Origin of the sequence: Thiothrix caldifontis (assembly GCF_900107695.1) — a bacterium.
In the GTDB taxonomy this organism is placed as follows: Bacteria; Pseudomonadota; Gammaproteobacteria; order Thiotrichales; family Thiotrichaceae; genus Thiothrix; species Thiothrix caldifontis.
The window spans coordinates 70,960-95,116 of record NZ_FNQP01000011.1 but is presented as its reverse complement, the minus strand read 5'-3'; the positions used below and the strand labels follow the sequence as shown (position 1 = coordinate 95,116).

General features: G+C 50.2%; 22 protein-coding genes and 1 other RNA gene. 2 read left to right on the top strand and 21 right to left on the bottom strand.

Going from position 1 to position 24,157, the window contains the following annotated elements; all coding sequences use genetic code 11:
- Positions 1–17 precede the first annotated feature (17 nt).
- Positions 18–2,729: a preprotein translocase subunit SecA gene (secA, locus tag BLV87_RS10750; RefSeq protein WP_093068593.1), complete on the bottom strand. Its 2,712-nt coding sequence runs from the start codon at positions 2,727–2,729 to the stop codon at positions 18–20.
- 117 nt (positions 2,730–2,846) lie between these two features.
- Positions 2,847–3,809, bottom strand: a complete 963-nt coding sequence (locus BLV87_RS10745; RefSeq protein WP_093068591.1) for a peptidoglycan DD-metalloendopeptidase family protein — start codon at positions 3,807–3,809, stop codon at positions 2,847–2,849.
- 89 nt (positions 3,810–3,898) lie between these two features.
- Between BLV87_RS10745 and BLV87_RS10740 the strand changes: the two genes are divergently transcribed.
- On the top strand, positions 3,899–4,321 hold the full coding sequence (locus tag BLV87_RS10740; RefSeq protein ID WP_093068589.1) for a hypothetical protein: 423 nt from the start codon (positions 3,899–3,901) through the stop codon (positions 4,319–4,321).
- Positions 4,322–4,325: 4 nt separating this feature from the next.
- Here BLV87_RS10740 and lpxC read toward each other — a convergent pair whose 3' ends face one another.
- The 18 genes from lpxC to BLV87_RS10650 form a co-directional block, all read right to left on the bottom strand.
- Positions 4,326–5,243, bottom strand: a complete 918-nt coding sequence (gene lpxC, locus BLV87_RS10735) for a UDP-3-O-acyl-N-acetylglucosamine deacetylase (protein ID WP_093068588.1) — start codon at positions 5,241–5,243, stop codon at positions 4,326–4,328.
- A gap of 231 nt (positions 5,244–5,474) precedes the next feature.
- On the bottom strand, positions 5,475–6,689 hold the full coding sequence (gene ftsZ / locus BLV87_RS10730) for a cell division protein FtsZ (RefSeq protein WP_093068586.1): 1,215 nt from the start codon (positions 6,687–6,689) through the stop codon (positions 5,475–5,477).
- Positions 6,690–6,707: 18 nt separating this feature from the next.
- Positions 6,708–7,952 (bottom strand): cell division protein FtsA, encoded by a 1,245-nt coding sequence (ftsA, locus tag BLV87_RS10725; RefSeq protein ID WP_093068584.1) that lies wholly within the window; start codon positions 7,950–7,952, stop codon positions 6,708–6,710.
- On the bottom strand, positions 7,933–8,757 hold the full coding sequence (locus BLV87_RS10720) for a cell division protein FtsQ/DivIB (protein ID WP_093068582.1): 825 nt from the start codon (positions 8,755–8,757) through the stop codon (positions 7,933–7,935). The genes ftsA and BLV87_RS10720 overlap by 20 nt, the downstream gene beginning before the upstream one ends.
- Entirely contained in the window at positions 8,757–9,677 is a 921-nt protein-coding gene (locus BLV87_RS10715) for a D-alanine--D-alanine ligase (RefSeq protein ID WP_093068580.1), read from the bottom strand. Before BLV87_RS10715 ends, BLV87_RS10720 begins: the two co-directional genes overlap by 1 nt.
- Positions 9,674–11,110: a UDP-N-acetylmuramate--L-alanine ligase gene (gene murC, locus BLV87_RS10710; RefSeq protein ID WP_093068578.1), complete on the bottom strand. Its 1,437-nt coding sequence runs from the start codon at positions 11,108–11,110 to the stop codon at positions 9,674–9,676. Before murC ends, BLV87_RS10715 begins: the two co-directional genes overlap by 4 nt.
- Entirely contained in the window at positions 11,107–12,231 is a 1,125-nt protein-coding gene (murG, locus tag BLV87_RS10705) for an undecaprenyldiphospho-muramoylpentapeptide beta-N-acetylglucosaminyltransferase (RefSeq protein WP_093068576.1), read from the bottom strand. Before murG ends, murC begins: the two co-directional genes overlap by 4 nt.
- Positions 12,221–13,450, bottom strand: a complete 1,230-nt coding sequence (ftsW, locus tag BLV87_RS10700) for a putative lipid II flippase FtsW (RefSeq protein ID WP_093068574.1) — start codon at positions 13,448–13,450, stop codon at positions 12,221–12,223. The genes murG and ftsW overlap by 11 nt, the downstream gene beginning before the upstream one ends.
- On the bottom strand, positions 13,447–14,799 hold the full coding sequence (gene murD / locus BLV87_RS10695) for a UDP-N-acetylmuramoyl-L-alanine--D-glutamate ligase (RefSeq protein WP_425441553.1): 1,353 nt from the start codon (positions 14,797–14,799) through the stop codon (positions 13,447–13,449). Before murD ends, ftsW begins: the two co-directional genes overlap by 4 nt.
- Positions 14,800–14,824: 25 nt before the next feature.
- Positions 14,825–15,907, bottom strand: a complete 1,083-nt coding sequence (gene mraY / locus BLV87_RS10690; protein WP_093068571.1) for a phospho-N-acetylmuramoyl-pentapeptide-transferase — start codon at positions 15,905–15,907, stop codon at positions 14,825–14,827.
- Entirely contained in the window at positions 15,907–17,250 is a 1,344-nt protein-coding gene (locus BLV87_RS10685) for a UDP-N-acetylmuramoyl-tripeptide--D-alanyl-D-alanine ligase (protein ID WP_093068569.1), read from the bottom strand. The genes mraY and BLV87_RS10685 overlap by 1 nt, the downstream gene beginning before the upstream one ends.
- Positions 17,247–18,737, bottom strand: coding sequence for a UDP-N-acetylmuramoyl-L-alanyl-D-glutamate--2,6-diaminopimelate ligase (locus BLV87_RS10680; protein WP_093068567.1), 1,491 nt, complete (start codon positions 18,735–18,737; stop codon positions 17,247–17,249). The genes BLV87_RS10685 and BLV87_RS10680 overlap by 4 nt, the downstream gene beginning before the upstream one ends.
- A complete protein-coding gene (locus BLV87_RS10675; protein WP_093068688.1) occupies positions 18,734–20,530 on the bottom strand; it encodes a peptidoglycan D,D-transpeptidase FtsI family protein in 1,797 nt (598 codons plus the stop codon). The genes BLV87_RS10680 and BLV87_RS10675 overlap by 4 nt, the downstream gene beginning before the upstream one ends.
- A 50-nt stretch (positions 20,531–20,580) precedes the next feature.
- Complete coding sequence (gene ftsL / locus BLV87_RS10670; protein ID WP_093068565.1) at positions 20,581–20,853, bottom strand: cell division protein FtsL; 273 nt, start codon at positions 20,851–20,853, stop codon at positions 20,581–20,583.
- Entirely contained in the window at positions 20,850–21,776 is a 927-nt protein-coding gene (gene rsmH / locus BLV87_RS10665) for a 16S rRNA (cytosine(1402)-N(4))-methyltransferase RsmH (protein WP_425441552.1), read from the bottom strand. Before rsmH ends, ftsL begins: the two co-directional genes overlap by 4 nt.
- Positions 21,777–21,800: 24 nt before the next feature.
- Complete coding sequence (gene mraZ / locus BLV87_RS10660; protein ID WP_093068559.1) at positions 21,801–22,256, bottom strand: division/cell wall cluster transcriptional repressor MraZ; 456 nt, start codon at positions 22,254–22,256, stop codon at positions 21,801–21,803.
- A 282-nt stretch (positions 22,257–22,538) separates the two neighbouring features.
- Positions 22,539–22,893: RNase P RNA component class A (gene rnpB / locus BLV87_RS10655), an RNA gene on the bottom strand.
- 24 nt (positions 22,894–22,917) lie between these two features.
- Positions 22,918–23,115 (bottom strand): hypothetical protein, encoded by a 198-nt coding sequence (locus BLV87_RS10650; protein WP_093068557.1) that lies wholly within the window; start codon positions 23,113–23,115, stop codon positions 22,918–22,920.
- Positions 23,116–23,232: 117 nt separating this feature from the next.
- On the opposite strand from BLV87_RS10650, the gene BLV87_RS10645 reads away from it, so the two are divergent.
- Positions 23,233–23,685 (top strand): universal stress protein, encoded by a 453-nt coding sequence (locus BLV87_RS10645; protein ID WP_093068555.1) that lies wholly within the window; start codon positions 23,233–23,235, stop codon positions 23,683–23,685.
- Between the two features lie 50 nt (positions 23,686–23,735).
- On the opposite strand, the gene BLV87_RS10640 is transcribed toward BLV87_RS10645, so the two are convergent.
- On the bottom strand, positions 23,736–24,023 hold the full coding sequence (locus tag BLV87_RS10640; protein ID WP_093068552.1) for a hypothetical protein: 288 nt from the start codon (positions 24,021–24,023) through the stop codon (positions 23,736–23,738).
- Positions 24,024–24,157 lie beyond the last annotated feature (134 nt).

Below are 24,157 nucleotides of genomic sequence, written 5' to 3'. Positions count from 1 at the left end.
CCTACTCCGGGATAAAATCAAACCAATTGACCGTGACAATTTTTGTATTTCTTACCAGAACCACACGGACAAGGGTCATTACGCCCTACTTTCAGGCCATCACGCTCATAGGGATTACCCGTGTTACTACCCACTACGGCATCCACCACCTCCTCATCCTCGAAAGCATTACCTGCATCAGGGTGAGAAAATGCCATCGGCTGAGGTTCATGCGTTTCTAGCTCAGCCATTGCTTGCTGCGGCTCTTGTAACTGGATACGCATGAGGAAAGCCACCACATCGTGCTTGATACGTTCCAGCAATTGCTCAAACATTTCAAACGCTTCACGCTTGTATTCCTGCTTAGGGTTTTTCTGCGCATAACCACGCAAGCCCACACTTTGACGCAAATAATCCATGGCTGCCAGATGCTCTTTCCACTCACCATCTAGGACATGCAGCATCACATCACGTTCCAAACGACGCATATTGGGCGCACCAATCATGGTTTCCTTCTGCTGAAGCACGGCAGCAACCTGCTCCTGAACACGGTCACGCAGACTTTCTTCATGCAAGTTTTTCTCTGTGGCTAGCCATTGCTTGAGCGGCAAATCCACCCCGAAATCGGTATAAAGCTGCTTGTAAAGACCATCAACATCCCATTGCTCATCAATACTGCCGGGTGGAATATGTGTCGCAAACATTGCATCGACGACATCTTCACGGATAGCATCAATAGTATCCTTAATATCATCCACTTCCAGCAAATCATTGCGTTGGGAATACACTACCTTACGCTGATCATTGGCAACGTCATCGTACTCCAACAAATGTTTACGAATGTCGTAGTTGTGAGCTTCTACCTTACGTTGGGCATTTTCGATGGATTTGGATACCAGACCTGCTTCAATCGCCTGCCCTTTCTCCATCCCCAAACGCTGCATCATGCTTTTCACCCGCTCGGAGGCAAAAATACGCATCAGGTTATCTTCCAACGACAGGAAGAAGCGTGAAGAACCGGGGTCACCTTGACGACCGGCACGACCACGCAACTGGTTATCAATACGGCGAGATTCATGGCGTTCAGTACCGAGGATATGCAAACCACCGGAGGCCACTACCGCATCATGACGCTTCTGCCACAAGGCTTTGATTTTACCAACGGCTTCAGGATTGGGATTTTCACCCAACTGTTTGAGTTCTTCATCCATGCTACCGCCGAGGACAATATCTGTACCACGACCTGCCATGTTAGTGGCAATCGTCACCGCACCGGGGCGACCCGCATTAGCAATAATATGGGCTTCACGTTCATGCTGCTTAGCATTGAGGACTTCATGCGGAATTCGCAATTCTTTCAGCTTGTTGGACACTAACTCCGACGTCTCAATCGACGCTGTACCCACCAAAACTGGTCTGCCTTTAGCAACTTCGGTTTCGATTTCCTTGATGATGGCTTCGTATTTCTCTTCCGCCGTCAGGTAAATCAAATCGTTGGAATCAATTCGCTGCATGGGACGATGCGTCGGGATAACCACAACTTCCAAACCATAGATCTGTTGCAACTCGAACGCTTCCGTATCAGCCGTCCCCGTCATACCAGAGAGCTTTTCATACAAACGGAAATAATTCTGGAACGTAATCGACGCCAGTGTTTGGTTTTCAGCCTGAATCTCGACTTTTTCTTTGGCCTCAATCGCTTGATGCAACCCTTCCGACCAGCGACGTCCCGGCATTGTACGACCGGTAAACTCATCGACAATGACGATTTTGCCATCGCGCACAATGTAATCAACATTACGCTGGAACAAGGCATGAGCACGCAAAGCGGCATTCAGGTGATGCAACACACTGATGCTTACTGTGTCATACAAACCTTGACCCTCAGGTAATACCCCTGCTTGCCATAGCAATTGTTCCGCGCGTTCTTGACCTACTTCCGTCATATAGACCTGGCGGGCTTTTTCATCGACGGAATAATCGCCGGGGCCATTTTCTTCCTGTTGCTTTTCCAACATCGGGATGAGCTGGTCGATTGCCATATACAGTTGGGACGCATCATGGCTAGGCCCGGAAATAATCAGCGGGGTACGCGCCTCATCAATCAGGATGGAGTCGACCTCATCCACAATCGCGTAATACAGATCACGCTGCACTCGGTCTTCCTTACGGAAGGCCATGTTATCGCGTAAGTAGTCAAAACCAAATTCGTTGTTAGTGCCGTAAGTAATATCAGCAGCATACGCCTCACGACGTTGCTCAGAACTCAAACCATTGATAATAACCCCGGTCGTCAGCCCTAAGAAACCGTACAAACGCGACATTTGTACGGCATCACGCTGTGCAAGGTAATCATTGACAGTGATGACATGCATCCCATTACCCGGCAAAGCATTCAGGTAAGCAGCTAACGTTGCCACCAAGGTTTTACCTTCACCGGTTTTCATTTCAGCAATTTTGCCGTCATTCAAAACCATACCACCGATCATCTGCACGTCATAATGACGCATCCCCAACACCCGTTGGCTGGCTTCGCGGACAACAGCAAATGCTTCAGGCAATAAACTAGCGAGAGCTTCATCCTGTTGCAAACGGTTGCGGAATTCAGTGGTTTTTGCCGCTAATTGGGCATCAGACAACGCTTTGTACTGTTCTTCCAACGCATTGATTTTCTTGACGGCTTTGGAATAAGACTTGACCAGACGGTCATTGCGGCTGCCAAAAATCTTTTTGGCTACAGAACCCAGCATACGTTTACTCTCTTGTATCCTTTCCAAACAGAAAGTCCGGTGAACGCCATGCAGACACAGCATTACACCGGACGGTTTGTATCACATTATATACGGTTTAACTGGCTGTACGGTGAATTATTCTTCGTGTCCAAGGTATTCACGCGGGTTAACCTGCTCACCATTCTTTAAAACCTCCAGATGCAAGTGGGAACCCGTGGAACGCCCCGTGCTCCCCATCCATGCCACATTATCACCTTTTTTTACCACTTCGCCTTCGGCAACCTTAGTGGTACTCAAATGGGCATAGCGGCTAATTAAGCCATCACCATGGTCAACTTCGACAACATTGCCATAACCGTCATTGCGATTCCCGGAGAAAGAAACCACCCCCCCACCTACAGCATAAATTTCTGTACCGTGTGGCCCTGCATAATCAACCCCTTTGTGCATTTTCTGGCGACCATTAAAAGGGTCGCGCCGGAAACCAAACTCAGAAGAGATGTAACCACTGCGTACTGGCCTACCACTAGGAGAGACCTCTGCTTGCACATTAATACCCTCAAGAATCTGGTCTAAGGTCGCCAACATACCTTTTTGGCGATCCAGATTATTTTCAACCAGCTCAAACGAGGCTAAAAATTCATTGGATGATAATTTGGGAATAACAACCTCAGGCTCTTCACTAGCGAGACCGCCTCGCGCAGGTTTGGTATCCAGCGAGAATTCCTGGGGATCAAGTTTGGCTTTATTCGCAACACGTTTTGCCAAAGCATTCAAACGTGCGATTTCTGCTTCCAATGTACCTAAACGCACCGATAATGTATCCACATCGACAGTATAGTTAGCGTAGGCTTTCTTAATCTGGTCAACCGTAGAAATTTGCTGCTCCAGAGCAGATAACAGTTTGCTCGCATCATTTTCAGACACTTCAGCATTCGGCGGCGTAGCATCGAGTTGGTAAAGACCCAGCATTTGGTTAACGGAAAGCCCTACCACCAGCAAAGCAACGATGCCTGCGGGGATAATCAGGTGTTTCCAGGGGTGTAACATAAACGATCTACGGCGTGTGCCGTCATCACTAAGACAGATTACCTGCATGATAGTAAATCTCTTGGATTCCTCACTAGCTAAAAAAATGCGACTATAGCGTTTATAGTAGAAGATTGTGGATTTCGGGGAGCACAACCATGATGAAAAAAATTAATCAACTGATTAGCAAGGGGTTTGATGAGAAATTGTATCAGCTTGACCAACTCACGGCAGAAATTGCGTGCTTCTTTTCTGTTCCTGTAGAAAACCACTTTTGGCCTTTGTTAAAAAACCAACGTATAACACTCCTAACCGACGACCCTCATTTTGCTACGCAAGCCCGCTTTCAGCAGCACTTACTCAGCAAACATTTAAGCAAATGCTTAAACACTAACATTCGCGGCATTGATATTAAGGTGATCGGCTTACATCTTGCAAGTGTTGAGCAAAAGACAGGCAATTTTAGACTCTCAAACAATGCTTCAATTATCATGCAAAGCATCGCCCAAGGTATTGATGATAAAGAACTTCGAGCCGCCGTCCAGCAACTTGCACAAACAGCTAGCCACTCACGACCTTGATAGTTCAAATCCCGCCGAAGGCATAGTTATCCGCAAAAATGGCTTGTTCTCTTTGTTTTTCGTCCAGCGTAACCATTTCCCAAGCATCCTGCTGCTGAAGTAACTCACGTACCAGTAAGTTATTGATAGCATGACCTGATTTATGCCCCTGATAATAACCAATGATGCCATGCCCTAATGTATACAAGTCACCAATCGCATCAAGGATTTTGTGACGGATAAACTCATCGCGATAACGCAGGCCATCCTGATTCAGTACACGAAACTCATCCAGTACAATGGCGTTTTCCAGACTACCACCTAAACCCAGATTACGGGAACGCAGCATTTCTACGTCACGCATAAACCCAAAGGTACGGGCACGGGCAATCTCACTCGCATAAGCTTGCCGAGAAAAGTCGATTTCCAAAGCTTGCGCGGTAGAACTAACAGCAGGGTGATCAAATTCAATTTCAAAGCTGGCTTTAAAACCAGCATACGGTAGTAATTTCGCCCAAGCATTACTTCGGCTAGCTTCAAGCGGCTTTTTGATACGGATAAAACGCTTAGGCGCTTTGAGTTCTTCAATACCTGTAGACAACAGTAGGTATAGAAAAGGAGCCGCACTGCCATCCATGATAGGAATTTCTGCGGCATCTAAATCCACATAGAGATTATCTATTCCTAAACCTGCCAATGCGGATAACAAATGCTCGACCGTAGCGACTTTTGCATCGTCAGCAATCAAAGCGGTGCAAAGCATGGTCTCACCCACCCGCTCAGGGTGAAGCTCAATCAGCGCGGGCGGATTCATATCAACCCGGCGAAACACAATGCCAGTATTGGAAGATGCTGGGCGTAAAGTCATGGAGACTTTTTTACCAGAGTGTAAGCCGATACCGATAGTCGATACCGTTGCTTTCAATGTCCGTTGCCTTAACAAGGTATACTCCCTTTCGTTGTTGGCGTGTTATTTTTTAGAATCCGCGAATTCTAGTCGATTTGACTTATTAGAGTCTGAACAAGTTTCCTCAAATACACGAAATTGCCCAAAATCGACTTACGTAAACATTATCTTCTCAAATAACAAACCATTGACACCCCCATTGGCATTGGAGCATTTGCTCCAATGCATCGACGGGCATGTCGACTGTCCAACGAAACAGTATAATTATTAATCAGCTTGCTTACGCAGAAAAGCAGGAATGTCTAAGCTACTTTCGCTGCCATTACGGATATATGTTGGGGTATCGCGAACCGCACCATAAGAACCACGGACGCCAGGCACATCCTGCGCTAGTACCACAGGCGGTAGCTCACGCACACGATTGCGCTGCTCGTTTACCGCTGCCTGCTGTTGAGCATGACGGTCTACACCTCTTGCAGGTTGTTGACCAACCACTGACAAGGCCGGGCGTGCTGCTGTCAAACCGCCTTCTTCCAACCCCGTTGCAACGATCGTGACACGAATCTTGTCGCCCAACTCCGGATTCAATGTTGTACCTATGATCACATTGGCATCATCTGCGGCAAACTGCCCCACGACAGACCCCACTTCTTCAAACTCGTGCATGGTCATATCCAAACCACCACTAATGCTAACCAGAATACCGTGAGAGCCATCCAAACGGATGTCTTCCAACAGTGGGCTGGAAATTGCCATTTGCGCCGCTTTGGAAGCACGGTCTTCACCTTGTGCTTCGCCTGACCCCATCATGGTAACACCGCCGTTCATCATGACTGCACGCACGTCAGCAAAGTCAACGTTGATCAACCCCGGATTAGTGATGAGTTCCGCAATACCTTGTACTGCTTTCAGCAACACATCATTCGCTGCTTCAAAAGCGGATAGCAAAGAGACGTTCTTACCCAATGAAGTCAGCAATTTCTGGTTAGGAATGGTAATCAGGGAGTCAACATGCTTGTGCAACTCGGTAATACCTGCATCCGCAGACTTCTTGCGACGTGAACCTTCCATCAAGAAGGGACGGGTCACCACCGCAACGGTCAAAATTCCCATGTCACGTGCAATTTCAGCAATGACTGGCGCAGCACCTGTCCCTGTACCACCACCCATACCAGCAGTGATGAACAACATATCCGTACCGCTCACCAATTCTTTGATGCGTTCACGGTCTTCGATGGCAGCTTCGCGCCCAATTTCAGGGTTTGCGCCCGCACCCAGACCTTTGGTCAAGGAAGTACCCAATTGCAGGACACTTTTGACGCCAATCCCAGCTAATGCTTGGGAATCAGTATTCGCACAAATGTATTCAACACCTTCGATACCGGATGCCAGCATGTGCTTGACCGCATTGCCACCGCCGCCGCCGACACCAATTACTTTGATTGCAGCACCTTTGGCTGCACTATCCATTAATTCAAACATGCCCGTACTCTCCGACTGTTAAAAATTACCGTTAAACCAGCTTTTCAAGCGATCCCACCAGCCATCTTCCGTCGACATAACGCCGGGAGTAGGATAAGTGCGCTTGGTGCCATATGCCTGCTGTGCCATCCCGTACAGCAGTAGCCCTACCCCAGTGGAATGGATAGGATTTTCGACTTCACCACGCAAGCCACCGATATTCCGAGGCATTCCAATCCTAACCGGCATATGGAACACTTCTTCAGCTAACTCGCGTACTCCCCGCATTTTGGAAGAGCCGCCTGTCAGCACGATACCTGCACCAATTCGTTCTTCATAACCGCTACGACGCAATTCCTGAAGCACGAGTGAAAACAATTCTTCATAACGGGGTTCGATCACGGACGCCAATGCCTGCACTGACAGACTACGTGGCTCACGTTCCCCAACGCCCGGCACTTCAATCAACTCATCCTCATCGACAAGCTGGCGTAAAGCCCGACCGTGTTTAATCTTAATCTCTTCTGCGTGTTGCGTCGGGGTTCTGACCGCTACCGCAATGTCATTGGTGACTTGATCACCCGCAATAGGAATGACGGCAGTGTGATGAATTGAACCATTCATGAACACCGCAATGTCGCTAGTCCCGCCACCGATGTCAACGAGGCATACACCCAGTTCTTTTTCATCTTCTTCCAACACCGCATAGCTGGAGGCAACTTGTTCCAGAATGATGTCTTCAACGTGTAAACCGCAACGCTCCACACATTTGACTAAATTCTGTGCCGCACTATGCGCTGCCGTCACCAGATGCACCCGTGCCTCCAAACGCACCCCGGACATACCAATCGGTTCACGAATACCTTCTTGCTGGTCGATCACATATTCCTGCGGCAACACATGCAAAATCCGTTGGTCAGCAGGGACAGCCACTGCACGCGCCGCATCCATCACCCGCTCAACATCGCTTACGGTGACTTCTTTATCCTTAATAGCCACAATGCCATGGGAGTTCAGGCTACGAACATGACTACCGGCAATACCCACATATACGGAGCGGATTTGGATACCCGCCATCAATTCGGCTTCTTCCACTGCACGCTGAATCGACTGAATGGTGGATTCAATATTGACCACCACACCTTTTTTCATCCCCCGTGATGGGTATGAACCGATACCAATAATCTCCAAACGTCCAGCGTCATTGATTTCACCAACCAAAGCAACCACTTTCGAGGTTCCCAGATCCAGCGCTACAATCACGTTATGATCTTTTTTTGACATCACTCACTCCTGCGACTCCGTTCGTTGAATCCCGCGAGCCGACTGGGGATTTTTTCCATTCCACTGCAAAACCATTGGTATAACGCAAATCTACTCGCCGTACATTCGCTAGTTTTTTGGCTAACTCTTGCTGGAAACCAACCCTGAACCGTTGTATCCGGCGTTCTTGATCTTCGCTACCAATCATAATTTCTGGGCCATCTTTAATCTTTAAGCGCCATGAACCGCTTTCATCTTCGGTCAACTCCGAAATTTCCAATGGCAAATCTTTCAGCCATTCCTTGACCTGCAAATAACGTTCAGCGATTTCACGCCCTTTATCTTCAGGACTGTACAAGGTCGGCAACAAGCCACGTATAGAAGACAAATCAGCGGCAAATAATTCACCGTACTTATTCATTAAGCGCTCACGCCCCCACAAGGCGACAGGATGCTGTTCCTCAATCCCCACAATCAACTGATCAGGCCACGCTTTACGCAAGGTAACAGCCCGTACCCAAGGTAGTGTTTTCAAATCAGTCTCTAATGCATTCACATCAAGCAGGTATAGGTTGGTCTGTTGGTATTTTCCAATAACCGCCTGTAACTCTGCATCTTTGATGAACTTCCTCTCGCCTTGTAGATCAATCCGACTAATGGGCAGGTTTTCTGGGTTATTGAGCATGGCTCTTACTCCCAGCACTCCCGCTAACAGCATTAGCCCTAACACCAACACCGCCACTAACCTCAACAGACCCGGTGAAATCTCAGTGAAACTGAAACTTGTGCGAGTCCGTTTAACCGTGTTGCGGCGTGGTGTTGCCATTACAATGTCGTCTCCAAAATGCGCACAACCAGCGCGTTAAAATCCATTCCAATCGCGCGAGCGCCCATTGGCACCAAACTGTGATCCGTCATACCGGGGTTTGTATTGACTTCGATCAGCCATGCTTTGCCTTGGGCATCCCGCATCAGGTCAACCCGACCCCAGCCACGCCCGCCAACCGCTGCAAAGGCTTGCTGTGCCAGCACTTGCATGGCGCTTTCTTCTGCGGCATCTAAACCACAGGGGCAAAAATAATGGGTATCATCCGAGACATATTTCGCCTCGTAATCGTAAAACTCACCCGGCACTTCCAAGCGAATCAGCGGCAATGATTCGCCAGCAACGATTCCGGCGGTATATTCCGCACCGGTTATCCACTGCTCAGCAATCACCACCGCGCTGCATTCAGCGGCTTTGTGATAAGCACCCGCCAAATCCGCCGCCGCTTTCACTTTGCTCATCCCAATGCTGGAACCTTCCGTCGCCGGTTTCACCATCAAGGGCAAGCCTAGCTCGGCAACCACTGCCTCAAAATCGGTAGCCGCCGTCAGCACCCGATACGCTGGCGTCGGCAACCCCGCACCTGCCCACACCCGCTTGGTCATGAGCTTATCCATGCTGATCGCCGCAGCCATTACCCCACAACCGGTGTAAGGCAGACCCAAAATTTCCAGCGCACCTTGCAACACGCCATCTTCGCCGCCCGCGCCGTGCAGAATATTAAATACCCGATCAAAGCCACCGTCTTGAAGCGTCTTAATAATGTTACGGTCAACATCAATACCGTGCGCATCCACGCCACTGGCTTGCAAGCCTGCCAGCACTGCCGCACCACTTTTCAGCGAAATCGGGCGTTCGGCTGCCCAACCACCGTATAACACCGCGACTTTGCCGAATTTAGCGGCTAGGTTCTGACTCATGCACCACCCTCCGGCTTCAGCATCAGTTTTTCGGGCAAGCTCGCGGCTAATGCGCCCACGCTACCCGCGCCTTGGGTCAGAATCACATCGCCATCCTGCAATACATGCTTTAACACGCCCGGTACATCTTCCACGTCAGTCACAAAAATCGGGTCAACCTTGCCACGGATACGAATCGCCCGTGCCAACGCCCGCCCATCCGCACCCGGAATCGGCTGTTCGCTGGCGGGGTACACATCCATCAACACCAGCACATCGGTTTCCGACAACACTTGCGCAAAATCTTCAAACAAATCGCGGGTACGGGTGTAACGGTGCGGTTGAAACACCTGCACCAAACGCCGCGTCGGCCAGGCATTGCGCACTGCCTCCAGTGTCGCTTTCATTTCACGCGGGTGATGCCCGTAATCATCGACCAAGGTTGCCTGCTTACCCGGCGCGAAAGTAATGTCACCGTATTGCTGGAAACGCCGCCCCACCCCGTCAAATTTGCGCAAACCATCCATAATGGCTTGATCCGACACATCCAATTCCGCCGCAATCGCAATCGCCGCCAGTGCATTCAAGACGTTATGACGCCCCGGCAAATTCAGCACGATGTCCAAGGTGCGATTACCTTTGACGCAATGCACCGTGAAATAGCTTTGTGTACCCTCAAAGCGCAGATTCGTCGCCCGCACATCCGCTTCCTGATCAATGCCGTAGGTGACAATCGGTCGCCTAACGTCCGGCATGATTTCACGCACGTATTCATCATCCACACACAACACCGCCAGCCCGTAGAACGGCAAGTGGTGCAAAAACTCCACAAACGTTTGCTTCAACTTATTGAAATCGTTGCCATACGTCGACATGTGGTCTTCGTCGATATTCGTGACCACCGCAATCATCGGTTGCAGATGCAGGAATGACGCATCGCTTTCATCCGCCTCCGCCACCAGATATTCACCCGTGCCGAGTTTGGAATTACTCGCGGAACTGTTCAGCTTGCCACCGATCACGTAGGTCGGATCCATCCCACCTTCCACCAGCAAACTCGTGGTCAGACTGGTCGTCGTGGTTTTACCGTGCGTACCTGCCACCGCAATGCCCTGCCGGAAACGCATCAGTTCCGCCAACATTTCCGCACGGCGCACAATCGGCAAACGTTTTTCACGCGCCGCCACGATTTCAGGGTTAGCCGCATCGATCGCGGTCGATACCACGATTACGTCCGCACCCGCAACGTTTTCCGCTGCATGACCTTTGTAAACCGTAATCCCCAACGATTGCAGGCGGCGGGTCATCGCGCCCTCTGCCACATCCGAACCGGATACCTGATAGCCCAAATTGGCGACCACCTCAGCAATACCGCCCATCCCCGCACCACCGATACCGATGAAATGCAGCCGATTAATGCGTTTGCGAGCCAGATCGTCATTGCCTATTTTCATTGTTGTTTTCCTGCTGAATTATCGAAATCATAACCGGCGTAAGCGGCACAAATCGCCGCCACTTGTGCCGTTGCATGAGGCTTCGCCAAGGTGCGCGACGCGATGCTCATTTGCCGTAAACGGGCGCGATCCGTACACAACTCTTTTAATACGCCCGCGAGTTTTTCTGGGGTTAAATCGCGCTGCTGAATCAATAATGCCGCGCCGTTTTCCGCCAAGTAATTGCCGTTCGCGGTCTGGTGATCATCCACCGCGTGTGGGTAAGGCACTAACACTGCCGCCACACCTGCCGCTGCCAATTCGGCAATGGTGAGCGCACCGGCACGGCAAATCACCAAATCCGCCCATGCATACGCTTCCGCCATGTCCTCAATGAACGGCATCACGTCTGCTTCAACACCGGCGGCAGCGTATTGGTGGCGAGCATCGTCAATGTTTTTCACGCCAGCTTGGTGACGTACTACCGGGCGAATTGCCGCATCCAATTGCGCCAACGCTTGTGGAATCATCTGGTTCAGCGCTTGCGCCCCCAGACTGCCACCGACCACTAATACGTGTACCGGCTCATCGTCACGATCAACCAAGCGCTCCAGCGGGACGGGCAAACTGGCAATGTCCAAACGCACCGGATTGCCGGTTGCCATCACCTTTTGGCTCGCAGTAAACGTGCCAGGGAAACCTTCCAACACCCGCCGACTAACGCGGGATAACAGCTTATTGGTTAAACCTGCGACGGCATTCTGCTCATGAATCACTACCGGCTTGCCCAGCAACGCCGCCATCAAGCCACCGGGACCTGCCACAAATCCGCCCATGCCTAATACCGCAGCGGGCTGATGTTTGCGCACGATTTGCAGCGCCTGCCACAACGCCCGCACCAGATTCACTGGCGCTAACAACAATGCCCGCAAGCCTTTGCCACGCAAGGCACTGACATCCAACCACGCCATCTCGATACCGGCTTCGGGAATCACGCGTGCTTCCAATCCTTTGCGTGTTCCCATCCACACCACGGGAATCCCTTGGGCGATCAAGGCACGCGCCACCGCCAGACCGGGGTAAACATGCCCACCCGTGCCACCTGCGGTAATCATAATCGGACGCTGCTGTTTACTCGCCACGGGTAGTCCTCCGAATCGCTCGCGCTTTGGGTGGTTTGGGCGCACGCACTTCTGGTAAACCAAACTGCACCAACTGGGTTTCACGATGCACCCGCATCAATAAAGCCATTGCCATCAACGTGACCAATAAACTGCTCCCGCCATAACTCATCAACGGCAAGGTCAAACCTTTAGGGGGCAATACCGCCAAATTCACCCCAATATGCAGGATGACCTGAAACCCCATCCAAAACCCGATCCCATAAGCCACATACGCACCAAAATGCTTACCCGCTTTATCTGCCTGAAAGCCGATCACAAACGCACGTAACACCAGCCAACCGTACAAACTCAGCACCACCAACATGCCGATAAAGCCGAACTCTTCCGCCAATATTGAGAAAATAAAATCGTTGTGCGCTTCCGGCAGGTAAAACAACTTCTGGATACCGCCACCCAAGCCGTTGCCAAACCAACCTCCGTCACCAATCGCCATCAGCGCATGAACCGTCTGATACCCCTTGTCGGCTTCGTGCGCCCACGGGTTCATCAAGGCATCCCAACGCGCACCGCGATAGCCCATCATCGACACCGGAATCATTACCAAAATCGCGCCACCAATCAGGATACCCAGCCGTTGCAGCGGCACCCCCCCCAAAAACAGCAACGACAAACCCGTGACGAAAATAACAATCGTCGACCCAAAATCCGGCTCCAGCAATAACAAACCACCCGTGACCCCCAACACCACCAAAGGAATCAATAAGGGCTGATAAGACGGCGACGTTGCCAAGCTTTTCCCGTGGCGAATCAAGTAACCTGACAGGTACAGCAACATAATCAGTTTCGCCAGCTCCGACACCTGTATCGCCATGAAACCCAGATTTAGCCAACGCCGACTACCATTCACTTCCTTGCCAATACCGGGGATCAGCACCAACACCAACAACACTAGCACCAGCGGCAATAGACGCACCCCTAATTGCTGCCAGAAATCCACCCGAATTTGATACATCCCCAGCGCCAACACCACCCCAATCGCCAGATAGAACGCTTGGCGTTGCAGGTAAAAATACGGGTCGTTGTACTGTTTTTCTGCCACCCATAACGACGCCGATGCCAACATTACAATCCCGATACCGATGATAGCCAGCAACGCAATCAGCAAATCACGATCCACATAACGTGACCAAAAATTGTCGGTCGGGGTATCCAGCATCAAGCTAGGCAGTTTAATCATGGCAAGCTCCTGACTTCCGCAGTAAACACGTCACCGCGATGCACATAGCTTTTGAACATATCAAAACTCGCACAAGCCGGTGACAGCAGCACGTTATCCCCCGCTTGCGCCAACGCTGCTGCAATAGCCACAGCATCCGCCATATCATGCGCAAACACATACGGGGCGTAACCTTCCACCACATCAGCAATTTTATTGCGATCCTCACCAATCAACACCAGCGCCCGTGCTTTTGCCATTGCCACCGCACGCAAGGGCGAAAAATCTGCCCCTTTGCCCTGCCCACCCGCAATCAACACGGTTTTGCCGGGCAAACCTGCTAAGGCCGCCAGCGTCGCGCCAACATTCGTGCCTTTGGAATCGTTATACCAATTCACCCCAGCGCGTTCGCGAACCCACTGGGTGCGATGTGCCAAGCCGCTGAACTCACGCAAAGCCGCCAACATACCGTCTAGCGGAATACCGGCTGCCTCGCCCAACGCCAACGCTGCCAGTGCATTCGCGTAATTGTGCTCACCCGGCAATTTCAATTCATCCACCACCAGCAACAGGGTTTCACCCTTGGCTAACCAGCGTTTACCCGCGTGTTCACGCAGACCGTATTGACCGTCTGTCGGAATATCCAAGCCAAAACTGACGCTTCGACTGCGCTCAGCGTCCGTCAAGTCTGCCAGCATCGCCATTACCACCGCATCGTCACGATTTACTACCGCACATCCACAATGTTGGTACGCAACTTGCTTGGCGGCGGCATAATCAGCAAAGCTGGGGTATCTGTCCATGTGATCTTCGCTGACATTTAATACCACGGCTGAAACGGCGCGTAGCGACTGGGTGGTTTCCAATTGAAAGCTGGAAAGTTCCATCACATACAAATCCGGCGTCGGCTGTGCCAGCAAATCCAGCGCAGCGTAGCCCAGATTGCCGCCTGCGTAAGACTTCATTCCGGCTTTTTGCGCCATTAAATCCACCAGCGTGGTAACACTGCTTTTGCCGTTAGAGCCGGTAATCGCAATCACGGGAGCTGGGGCTTCGCGCACAAACAACTCAATGTCACCAATGATTGCCGCACCGCGTTCACCAGCGGCATGGATTTCCGGGGTCGCAATCGCAATACCGGGGCTGACCACCAAGGTAGTTGCACTGGCAAACCAAGCAGCGGCCTCAGCAAATGCCCCAAAGTGGTAAGGCGTTTGTGGAAACTCTGCCAGCAACTCAGCCTTACCCGGCGGATTAGCACGGCTATCCACCACCGCAAACGCCACCCCACGCGCCTGCAAATGCCGCGCAACCGATAACCCGGTCTGGCCTAAGCCAACCACCAGCGTATCCCAATTGTGCATTTGCATTGTCATACCAGCGTCACTCATTGCCTTAACGAATCTTCAAGGTTGCCAAACCGATCATCACTAGAATTACGGTAACAATCCAAAAACGGACAATGACCCGTGGTTCGGGCCAACCTTTTTTCTCATAATGGTGGTGCAAAGGAGCCATGCGGAAAATCCGCTTGCCACTCGTCGCTTTAAAATAGCCTACTTGCATAATAACCGAGAGGGTTTCTAACACAAAAATTCCGCCCATAATTGCCAAAACGATTTCCTGACGCACCACCACCGCGACGATGCCAAGTGCCGCCCCCAGTGCCAATGCGCCGACATCGCCCATGAACACTTGCGCGGGGTACGTGTTAAACCACAAGAAACCCAAACCAGCACCGAATATTGCCGCACAGAACACCACTAACTCACCTGCACCGGGAATCCGTGGCACTCCCAAATACTGTGAAATCGTGGCATGTCCGCTCACATAAGCAAAAATTGCCAAACCACCAGCCACCATAATGGTCGGCATAATCGCCAAGCCATCCAAACCATCAGTCAGGTTCACCGCATTACTCGAACCCACCACCACCAAATACACCCAAGGAATGAATAACCAGCCCATCTGCCAATGTGCATCTTTGAATACCGGCAAGAAAAACGTCGTTTCCACCGGAGTCGCTGCGGTGAAAAACAAATAAAAGGCGGCGGCAAACCCAATCAAGCTCAAGCCCACGTATTTTTGCTTAGCGGTCAAGCCCAAATTACGACGCTGCTTGAGTTTGATGTAATCATCCAAACCACCTACCAAACCAAACCCCAGCGTTACCAGCAATACCACCCACACATAATGATTGCTCAAATCCGCCCACAACAAGGTGGCAACGCCAATAGCCAGAATAATCATCACCCCGCCCATGGTGGGCGTACCCGCCTTCATTTGGTGCTGGGGGCCATCTTCACGAATATATTGCCCAATTTTTAAGCGAGTCAGCGCCCGAATCATGCGCGGCCCTGTCCACAATGCAATGAACAACGCCGTCAATAAACCCAAAATAGCCCGCAAGGTTAAATATTGAAATACATTAAAACCACGGTAAAAATCACTCAGGAAATCAAACAACCAAACCAACATTACGCGACCTCCTGGACAGCCGCGACTGTCAATGCATCCACCACCCGTTCCATCCGTGCCGAACGCGAACCTTTCACCAACAGCGTTGTATCCGGCTGCAATGCCGCCTGTAACGCATCCAGTAACGCATCCAGTTCACTAAAAGCATAGCCTGCCTTACCAAACGCTGCACTCGCGTGCGCACTCAACGTGCCTAAAGTATACAAAGCATCAATTCCGGCTTGCGCCGCCTGCTGACCAATACCGGCATGTAATGCCACTCCATTCGCGCCCAATTCGCCCATATCCCCCAAGACCAACACCCTTCTGCCCTGCATTCCTGCCAATACCGCCACTGCCGCCGCTGTAGAACTCGGATTGGCATTGTACGTATCGTCAATCACCAAACCGCCATGCGCACCCGCTTTCGGGCATAAGCGCCCCTTGACCGCTTGCAAGGATTCCAAACCACGCTGCACGGTATCCAATGACACGCCCAACGCCAGTGCCGCAGTCGCCGCTGCCAATGCATTCATCTGATTATGCCGCCCCAATAACGGCAAACTAACGGCGACCGCTTTCCCGTTAGCGGTAATGTGCAACTGATTGCCAGCGACACTGCCCTGCACATCCGCTGGGTTATTCAGACCAAAGGTCATTATCCGCCTACCGGTATTCAGACCGAGCCAATAATCCACATACGCATCATCGGCATTCAGAATGGCAACACCGTTTGCTGACAAACCATTGAAAATTTCACCTTTAGCGCGTGCCACACCGGCAAGATCACCGACACCCTCCAAATGGGCAGCACCGGCATTGTTAATAATGGCAACATCCGGGCGGGCGATACGAGCCAAATAATCAATTTCACCAAAATGGCTCATGCCCATTTCAATCACAGCAAACGCGTGTTGCTGGCGCAAACCCAATAACGTCAGCGGCATTCCAATATCATTATTGAGATTACCCGCCGTCGCTAAAGTGTCACCCTGTAATGACAAGATAGCTGTCAGCATTTCTTTTACGGTGGTTTTGCCATTGCTACCGGTCAACCCGATCAAAGGCAGAGTAAACGTTTGTCGCCATGCCGCCGCTAAGCTTCCCAATGCCAAGCGCACATCGTCCACTACTACCTGAGGAATAGCAGCGTCGATTAAGCGGGAAACCAATGCACCACTGACTTTGCCTGCCACCTGTGGCACAAAGTCGTGGGCATCAAACCGCTCCCCCCTCAGAGCAAGGAATAAATCACCGCTTTGCACTTGCCGTGAGTCGCGCTCCACACGCTCAATCGCCACATTCTGACCATGCAGCGTTCCACCCGTCAGTTCAGCAATCTCAGCAAGACTCAACCACGTCATGCGCCACACTCCTGCAACGCCAGTGCTGCTTGAATGCGGTCATCAAATGGCACCGTGCCATGCGCTAAAATCTGTACGGTTTCATGGCCTTTGCCTGCAATCAATACGGTATCGCCGGGCTGTGCTTGCCCAATGGCGAGGCGAATCGCTTTAGTACGGTCGTGCTCAAAGGTCACGCCCGTTTTATTGTGGAAGCCTTGCATAATGTCCTCAAATATCTGCTGCGGATTTTCAGAGCGCGGATTATCGTCGGTTACGATCACCACGTCAGCATCAGATTCGGCTATTTTTGCCATTAATGGTCGTTTTCCGCGATCACGGTCGCCGCCACAGCCAAACACACACAGCAAACGCCCACGGGTATGCACCCGCACCGCCGTTAATACCTGCTGCAATGCGCCGGGTGTATGTGCGTAGTCCACCACCACCAGTCTGCCTGCATCTGCACCGACCCGCTCCATGCGCCCCGGCACAACCTGTACGTGTTGCAAGCGTTGCAAAGCATCCGACAATGCTAAGCCTTTTGCCAACAAGACCCCCAAAGCTGCCAGCACGTTATGCAAGTTGAATTGCCCTAACACCGGTGCTTGCAATACCCCCGCTTCCTGCCCGTTCGACACCTTGGCACGGATCCCGCTGTGATCAAATACAGGTTCTGTTGCAACCAAGGTTCCCGTCGGATAATCAGCCGCATTGCCCACGCCATAACCGATGACACGCACCTGTTTTTCGGATAACTCGGCTGCTAAGCGTTGCCCAAAAGCATCATCCAGATTCAACACGACCGCTTGCAAATCCGGCCAATGAAACAATTTACGCTTAGCTTCAGCATAAGCTTCCACAGTGCCGTGATAATCCAGATGATCGCGGGTCAAGTTGGTCAAAACCGCCACATTAAAGCGGATACCATTGACCCGCCCCTGATCCAGCGCGTGCGAAGACACTTCCATCGCAACAGCAGTAAAACCATCGTCATGCAAACGGCGTAACAAGTGGTGAACCGTGAGCGCATCAGGCGTGGTATGTGTTGCAGGCTGTAAAGCTCCCGGCACACCAATGCCTAACGTTCCAATAACTGCTGTTGGCTGCACAGGGTCAGTATTCAATGCTTCGGCAACGAAATGGCTTACTGACGTTTTACCATCAGTACCAGTCACCCCCACCATGAACAACCCGGCACTGGGATTCGCATTAAAACGGTCGGCGAGTGTCCCTAAATGTTCCCTCAAAGCAGGGACAGACACCGCGTCAACCGACAAAACTGGTGGCTGTAAACCTATTTCCGGCTCGTAAAGCACGACACTCGCCCCAGCACGGACAGCCGCTTCAGCATAATCCAAACCATGTTGGCGCGTGCCACGCAAAGCCACAAACGCCATGCCGGGTTGAACTTGGCGATTATCCAAAGTCAATCCCGTAATCTCGATATCCGGTACGGATTCAACCAAACCGGTTAATAAAGCGCGGAGGGATACAGAATGGCTCATGTAGCACCTCCCACATTGGCTGGTGCTACAGGTTGCGGCATCGGCGGATGCTCACTAGGCAGGTTATCTGGAGGCACATCAAGCAAGCGTAGTGATTCTGCCATGACTTTGGAAAAAACGGGTGCTGCAGCACGGCCGCCACTATCATCAATCTGAGGTTCATCAATCTGAACAGCGACCACTAAACGTGGACGGCTAGCCGGTGCAACCCCAATAAAACTGGTCAAATAGCGGTCATTTTGGTATTTGCCGTCGATATATTTATAAGCGGTACCTGTTTTACCAGCAATACGGTAGCCATCTACCATAGCTTTCTCACCTGTTCCGCCTTTTTGCACCACCGCTTCCATCATGCGCAACACGGCACTGGCAGTATCAGGACTCATCACCTGTTGACCTAAGCCGGGCTTATCGAGCTTATAAATGGAAGCTGGCATAAACACGCCATTAGCCGCAAATGGCGCATAAGCGTGGGTAGTTTGCAACAAACTGGCAGACAAGCCATATCCATAACCATGTGAAGCACGATCAACTTTACCCCACTTGGTATAATCCGTTAGTTGCCCCGCTGTTTCACCTGAAAAACCAGCATTCGGCACACGCCCAAACCCCACGCGATTGAGGAACATCCACTGATCACGCGCAGCCATCAGCAACGCCACCCGACTAGCACCCACGTTACTGGATTTAGCTAATAACGTTGACAACGTGATAGAACCATAATCTTTCGGATCCTTGACGCTGTATTTACCAAAGTTGATTTGCCCGGGTGACGTATTAATTTCAACATCAGCCCCCAAAACTCGTGCCTCTAAGGCCGCAGCAATCGTTAAAGGCTTAATAGTTGAACCAGGTTCGGATTTATCCGTAACCGCACGGTTACGATACAGATACGGCTCCAACTCTTTGCGGTTGTTCGGGTTAAAGGAAGGCACATTAGCCATCGCCAAAATTTCACCGGTATGCGCATCCAGCACGATCAATGAACCTGCTTTGGCATTCAATAGCGACACCTGGGTTTTCAATTCTTTATAGGCAAGGTATTGAATACGGCGGTCAATACTCAATTGCACATTCTGCCCAGGCTGCATTTCCTCCATACTAATAACGCTCTCAACCAGCTTGCCTTTAGCGTCACGCACTACCCGCGTCTGACCATTTTTACCTGCTAAAATGTCATTTTGCGCTTTTTCAATACCCTCAATGCCATTACCGTCCACATTGGTCATACCCACCACATGACCCGCCGTTTCTGCTAATGGATAATAACGGCGATATTCTCGCGTCGCGGCAACACCCGGCAAATCCAGATCCAGGATGGCATCTGCCACCTCTAACGGTAATTGTCGACCGAGATAGAAGAATTGCTTACTACTAGCTTCCTTTAACTTGGCGGGCAAACTACCCTCTTCCATGCCCAGTTCTTTTTCAATTTGACGGAAACCAGACTCCAAGCGGGCAAAGCGAGTCGAAGCCAATGCCTGAGCCTCACTCTCCTCAGCAGCAGTATCCCCAGCAGTTGCCTCCGACACTTGACGGGATAACTCATATTCGTTGCGCAAGGCTTCCCTTGCTTGCAATAATTCTTGTGGATTGCACCACAGCGAGGAAACGGGCGAACTAATTGCCATAGGATCACCATTACGATCCGTAATCATCCCCCGATAAGCAGGAACCGTAACCACGCGCATTTGACGCTTGTCTGCTTGCTGTTGCAGCCATTCCTGTTGGAATATTTCCAACCATGCTGCCCGCAACATTAAAATACCGATTACCACTAACAAGGTTAACATCAAGAACAAACGTCTTCCCTGAAACACAGGTGACTTCAATACTTTGCGCTTCACTCGCGTATAACCTTGATGTTGTCAGCGGAGGGTTTCTGCATATTCAATACCTGTTTAGAACGGGTTTCCACATGTACTTGATTCAACAAGGTGCTTTGCTCTAACTTTAAACGACTCCAATCAGCACTCAGTTCGTCGCGTTCTTTTTCCAGCTTTTGTAACTCAGCAAATAATTGGCGCGAGTGATGACGATTAACAACGATCAATAACGCCATCGCGATGACCAGCACATATAACAGTGCCACGCTCAGCAGGCCCCCTCGATTCATGCCACACGCTCTCCCACCCGCATAATTGCACTACGGGAACGTACATTCCCCTGCACTTCTGTATCTGATGGACGCTGTGCCTTACCAATCATTCTCATCGGCGGTTGGATAAAGACTGGTATTACGGGTAACCCCTTCGGCAAGCTAGGTACAGAACAAACATCACGCAGAAAATGTTTGACAATACGATCTTCCAACGAATGAAAACTGATGACAACCAAACGTCCAGCGGGAGCGAGCCACTCAACAGCTTGTTGTAAACATGCCTCAACATCATCCAATTCCTGATTGACTTTAATGCGTATCGCTTGAAAACTGCGGGTCGCAGGGTTTTTACCTGGCTCACGCTTACGTACTACATTGGCAATTAAGTCAGCCAGCTGTATAGTGGTTTCTATTGGACTGTGTACACGGACACGGACAATTTCCTTGGCAATTTGGCGAGAAAAACGCTCCTCACCGTAACGCCATAATACATCCGCTATTTCCGATTCATCCGCATGATTTAACCACTGAGCAGCACTTTCACCTCTGGAAGTATCCATCCGCATATCCAGTTGCCCTTCTCGCATAAAACTGAAACCACGTTCTGCATCATCCAATTGCGGGGAAGACACCCCCAAATCCAATAAAACACCCTGAATTTTTTCAGTAACACCAGCAACGTGTAACGCTTGAGGAAAATCACGAAAAGAACCATGCCAGACAAATACACGAGGGTCATTCGCATGACGCTGATGTGCGTACTCAACCGCGACAGGATCCTTATCAATGACGATCAAACGTCCGTTTGCACCCAAACTCTCCAAAATCAAGGCAGAATGACCGCCTCGACCATACGTACCATCGACATAACAGCCTGATTCCTGGACATTTAATGCCATTACGGCTTCCTGCAATAGCACCGTGTCGTGTTTCAACACAGAATCAACCACCTTTTGTCGATATTACATAGAAACCTGATTCAGGATTTCACTCGCTTCGCTATCTTCTTGCGCTTCCTGCAACCAAGACTCACGAGCCGCATCCCAAATATCAGCATCCCACAGTTCAAGTTTATTAGCCTGACCAACCAATACAGCTCTCTTGTCGAGAGCTGCATACTCACGCAAGGGAATCGGCAATAACACTCGCCCTTGTGCATCAAGGTCTAATTCAGCCGCGTGTCCTAAAATCAGGCGTTGCATATTGCGTACCCGCCGATTCATATTGGGTAATGACATCAGGGTTTTCTCTACTTTAAGCCACTGATCCATAGGGTAAACCAGTAAGCACTTATCCGTGTGATCAACTGTAATAACGATCTGACCACCCGCATTTTCTACAATATCTTCACGATACTTAGCAGGCATAGCGAACCTGCCTTTTGGATCAATCGATATACTAGAAATGCCACGAAACATGCTGTCTGATTCCACTCAAAATGGGAAATTAATCCACTTTACCCCACTTTCTTCCACTTACGAAGGAATATAGGCAGACATCACAGCCCTGTCAATAAAATCACGTAAAAATCACTTTAAATAAGATAATGAGGGGTAAAAACAAAACAAATGCCAAAGGCACTAATGAGAAAACCCATTTATTTTTAATAAATTACACTGGGTCCCTAATGTGATAAATTAAGGCATGACGAGCCATTATTTTATTTTAATGTTTGAATCAAATAGCCGTAATAAAAAGAAAGATAGAGCTGATCTGTAAGCCGGGTTCTGTCATGGACAATCATTCATCTGGGATGTACGTCGCCGTACACCTCTAGCAACCTACCCGGATGCAGTGCGGGTCACACCAATGCATCCCTATTTGGTCTTGCTCCGAACGGGGTTTGCCGTGCCATCGACTGTTGCCAGCGATGCGGTGCGCTCTTACCGCACCCTTTCACCCTTACCTTTAAGCGGACTCAAAGGCGGTTTACTTTCTGTTGCACTTTCCGTCAGCTCACGCTGCCCAGGCGTTACCTGGCGTTCTACCCTATGGAGCCCGGACTTTCCTCCACCCCCTGCTTGCACAGGAAACAGCGATTGCCCGATCAGCTCTGGGGCGCAACATAACAGATAAGCATTAAGGTTGCACCTGTGTGACCACAGAAATCTGTGCAGGAACCGTAGATACCGACTCAGGCTTCGCAACCGCCCAATAGTGGAAAAAACGTTGCGGGAAAAACTCAGGGTGAGTCACCGCAGTATAAAACAGCAACAACGTTGCCAAAATAAAGGCGATGAGAAGATCAGTCACACAATTCACGAACCACTTGGACACAGATACTCCTTCAACACCTAAATCAGAGAATACAGGTATAGCTCAAACTCTCACTATATGCTCTCAACTAGACTAAAATCATAAATAGGCATAGAAGCAAAAAAGGAGAGTTTCAGTATGTACCGCTATCAACACCTACTTGCTCCCATTGATTTTTCAAACTCCAGTATCAACGTGGTTCAACGCGCACGGGAGTTAGCTGAAATGTACGATGCTCGATTGACACTGCTGCATGTTCTCGAAGATGTGCCGCTAGGTATAGAACCTTTTGGTGAGTCTACCAGCCTGATGTTGAATGAAGAACTACGCAATCAACAACGGGAAAATGCTGAAAAACAAATGCAATCACTCATTCAGCAACTGAACTTGCCGTTGAGTGTTGAGCCAGCCATCAAAGAAGGCTTTGCGACTGATACCATTCTTGAGTTTGCCCAACACAAAAACATTGACTTAATTGTTATTGCTCACAGTGGTAAGAAAGGATTTTTAGGGTTTCTAGGTTCAACCGCTAATGCCGTTGTCAAAGCAACACAGTGTGATGTATTGGTCATGCGTGATCATGTGGCATAGCCCATCTGTTCCTCGGCAACAATAATGGATTGCCGAGGCATAAGGCGTGCTCAGATAATATTCAATATAGCATCTTGTAACTGGACAGCAGCGACAATAGACACGGTTCCCACTAACAAGACGAGTCCTGGTTTACGTAAAATAGACAAGCCATGTGATGCTAAAATAGCCCCCACAAAGAAAAAACCAATCAGTCCAACAATCAAAGCAGACGGTATTTCCACTCCCATCAGCCGCGCGATGCTCAGGAAAATAACCCCTGCGATCCCCGTAAACAATAGCGCCTTGAGCACTTCCGATGGCACTGCACAATAAGTGCGTGCTACTAAATCGTTCATGCATAAGCTCCTACATAACACTCTAAAAGTCGCAGCATAATATAAGACTTTGCTAAAATACAAATTTAGAAAACGCAAAGTACCGATCAAGTGTGTTATTCCTGCGACAATTTGTCGGGTTATACCTGATTAGC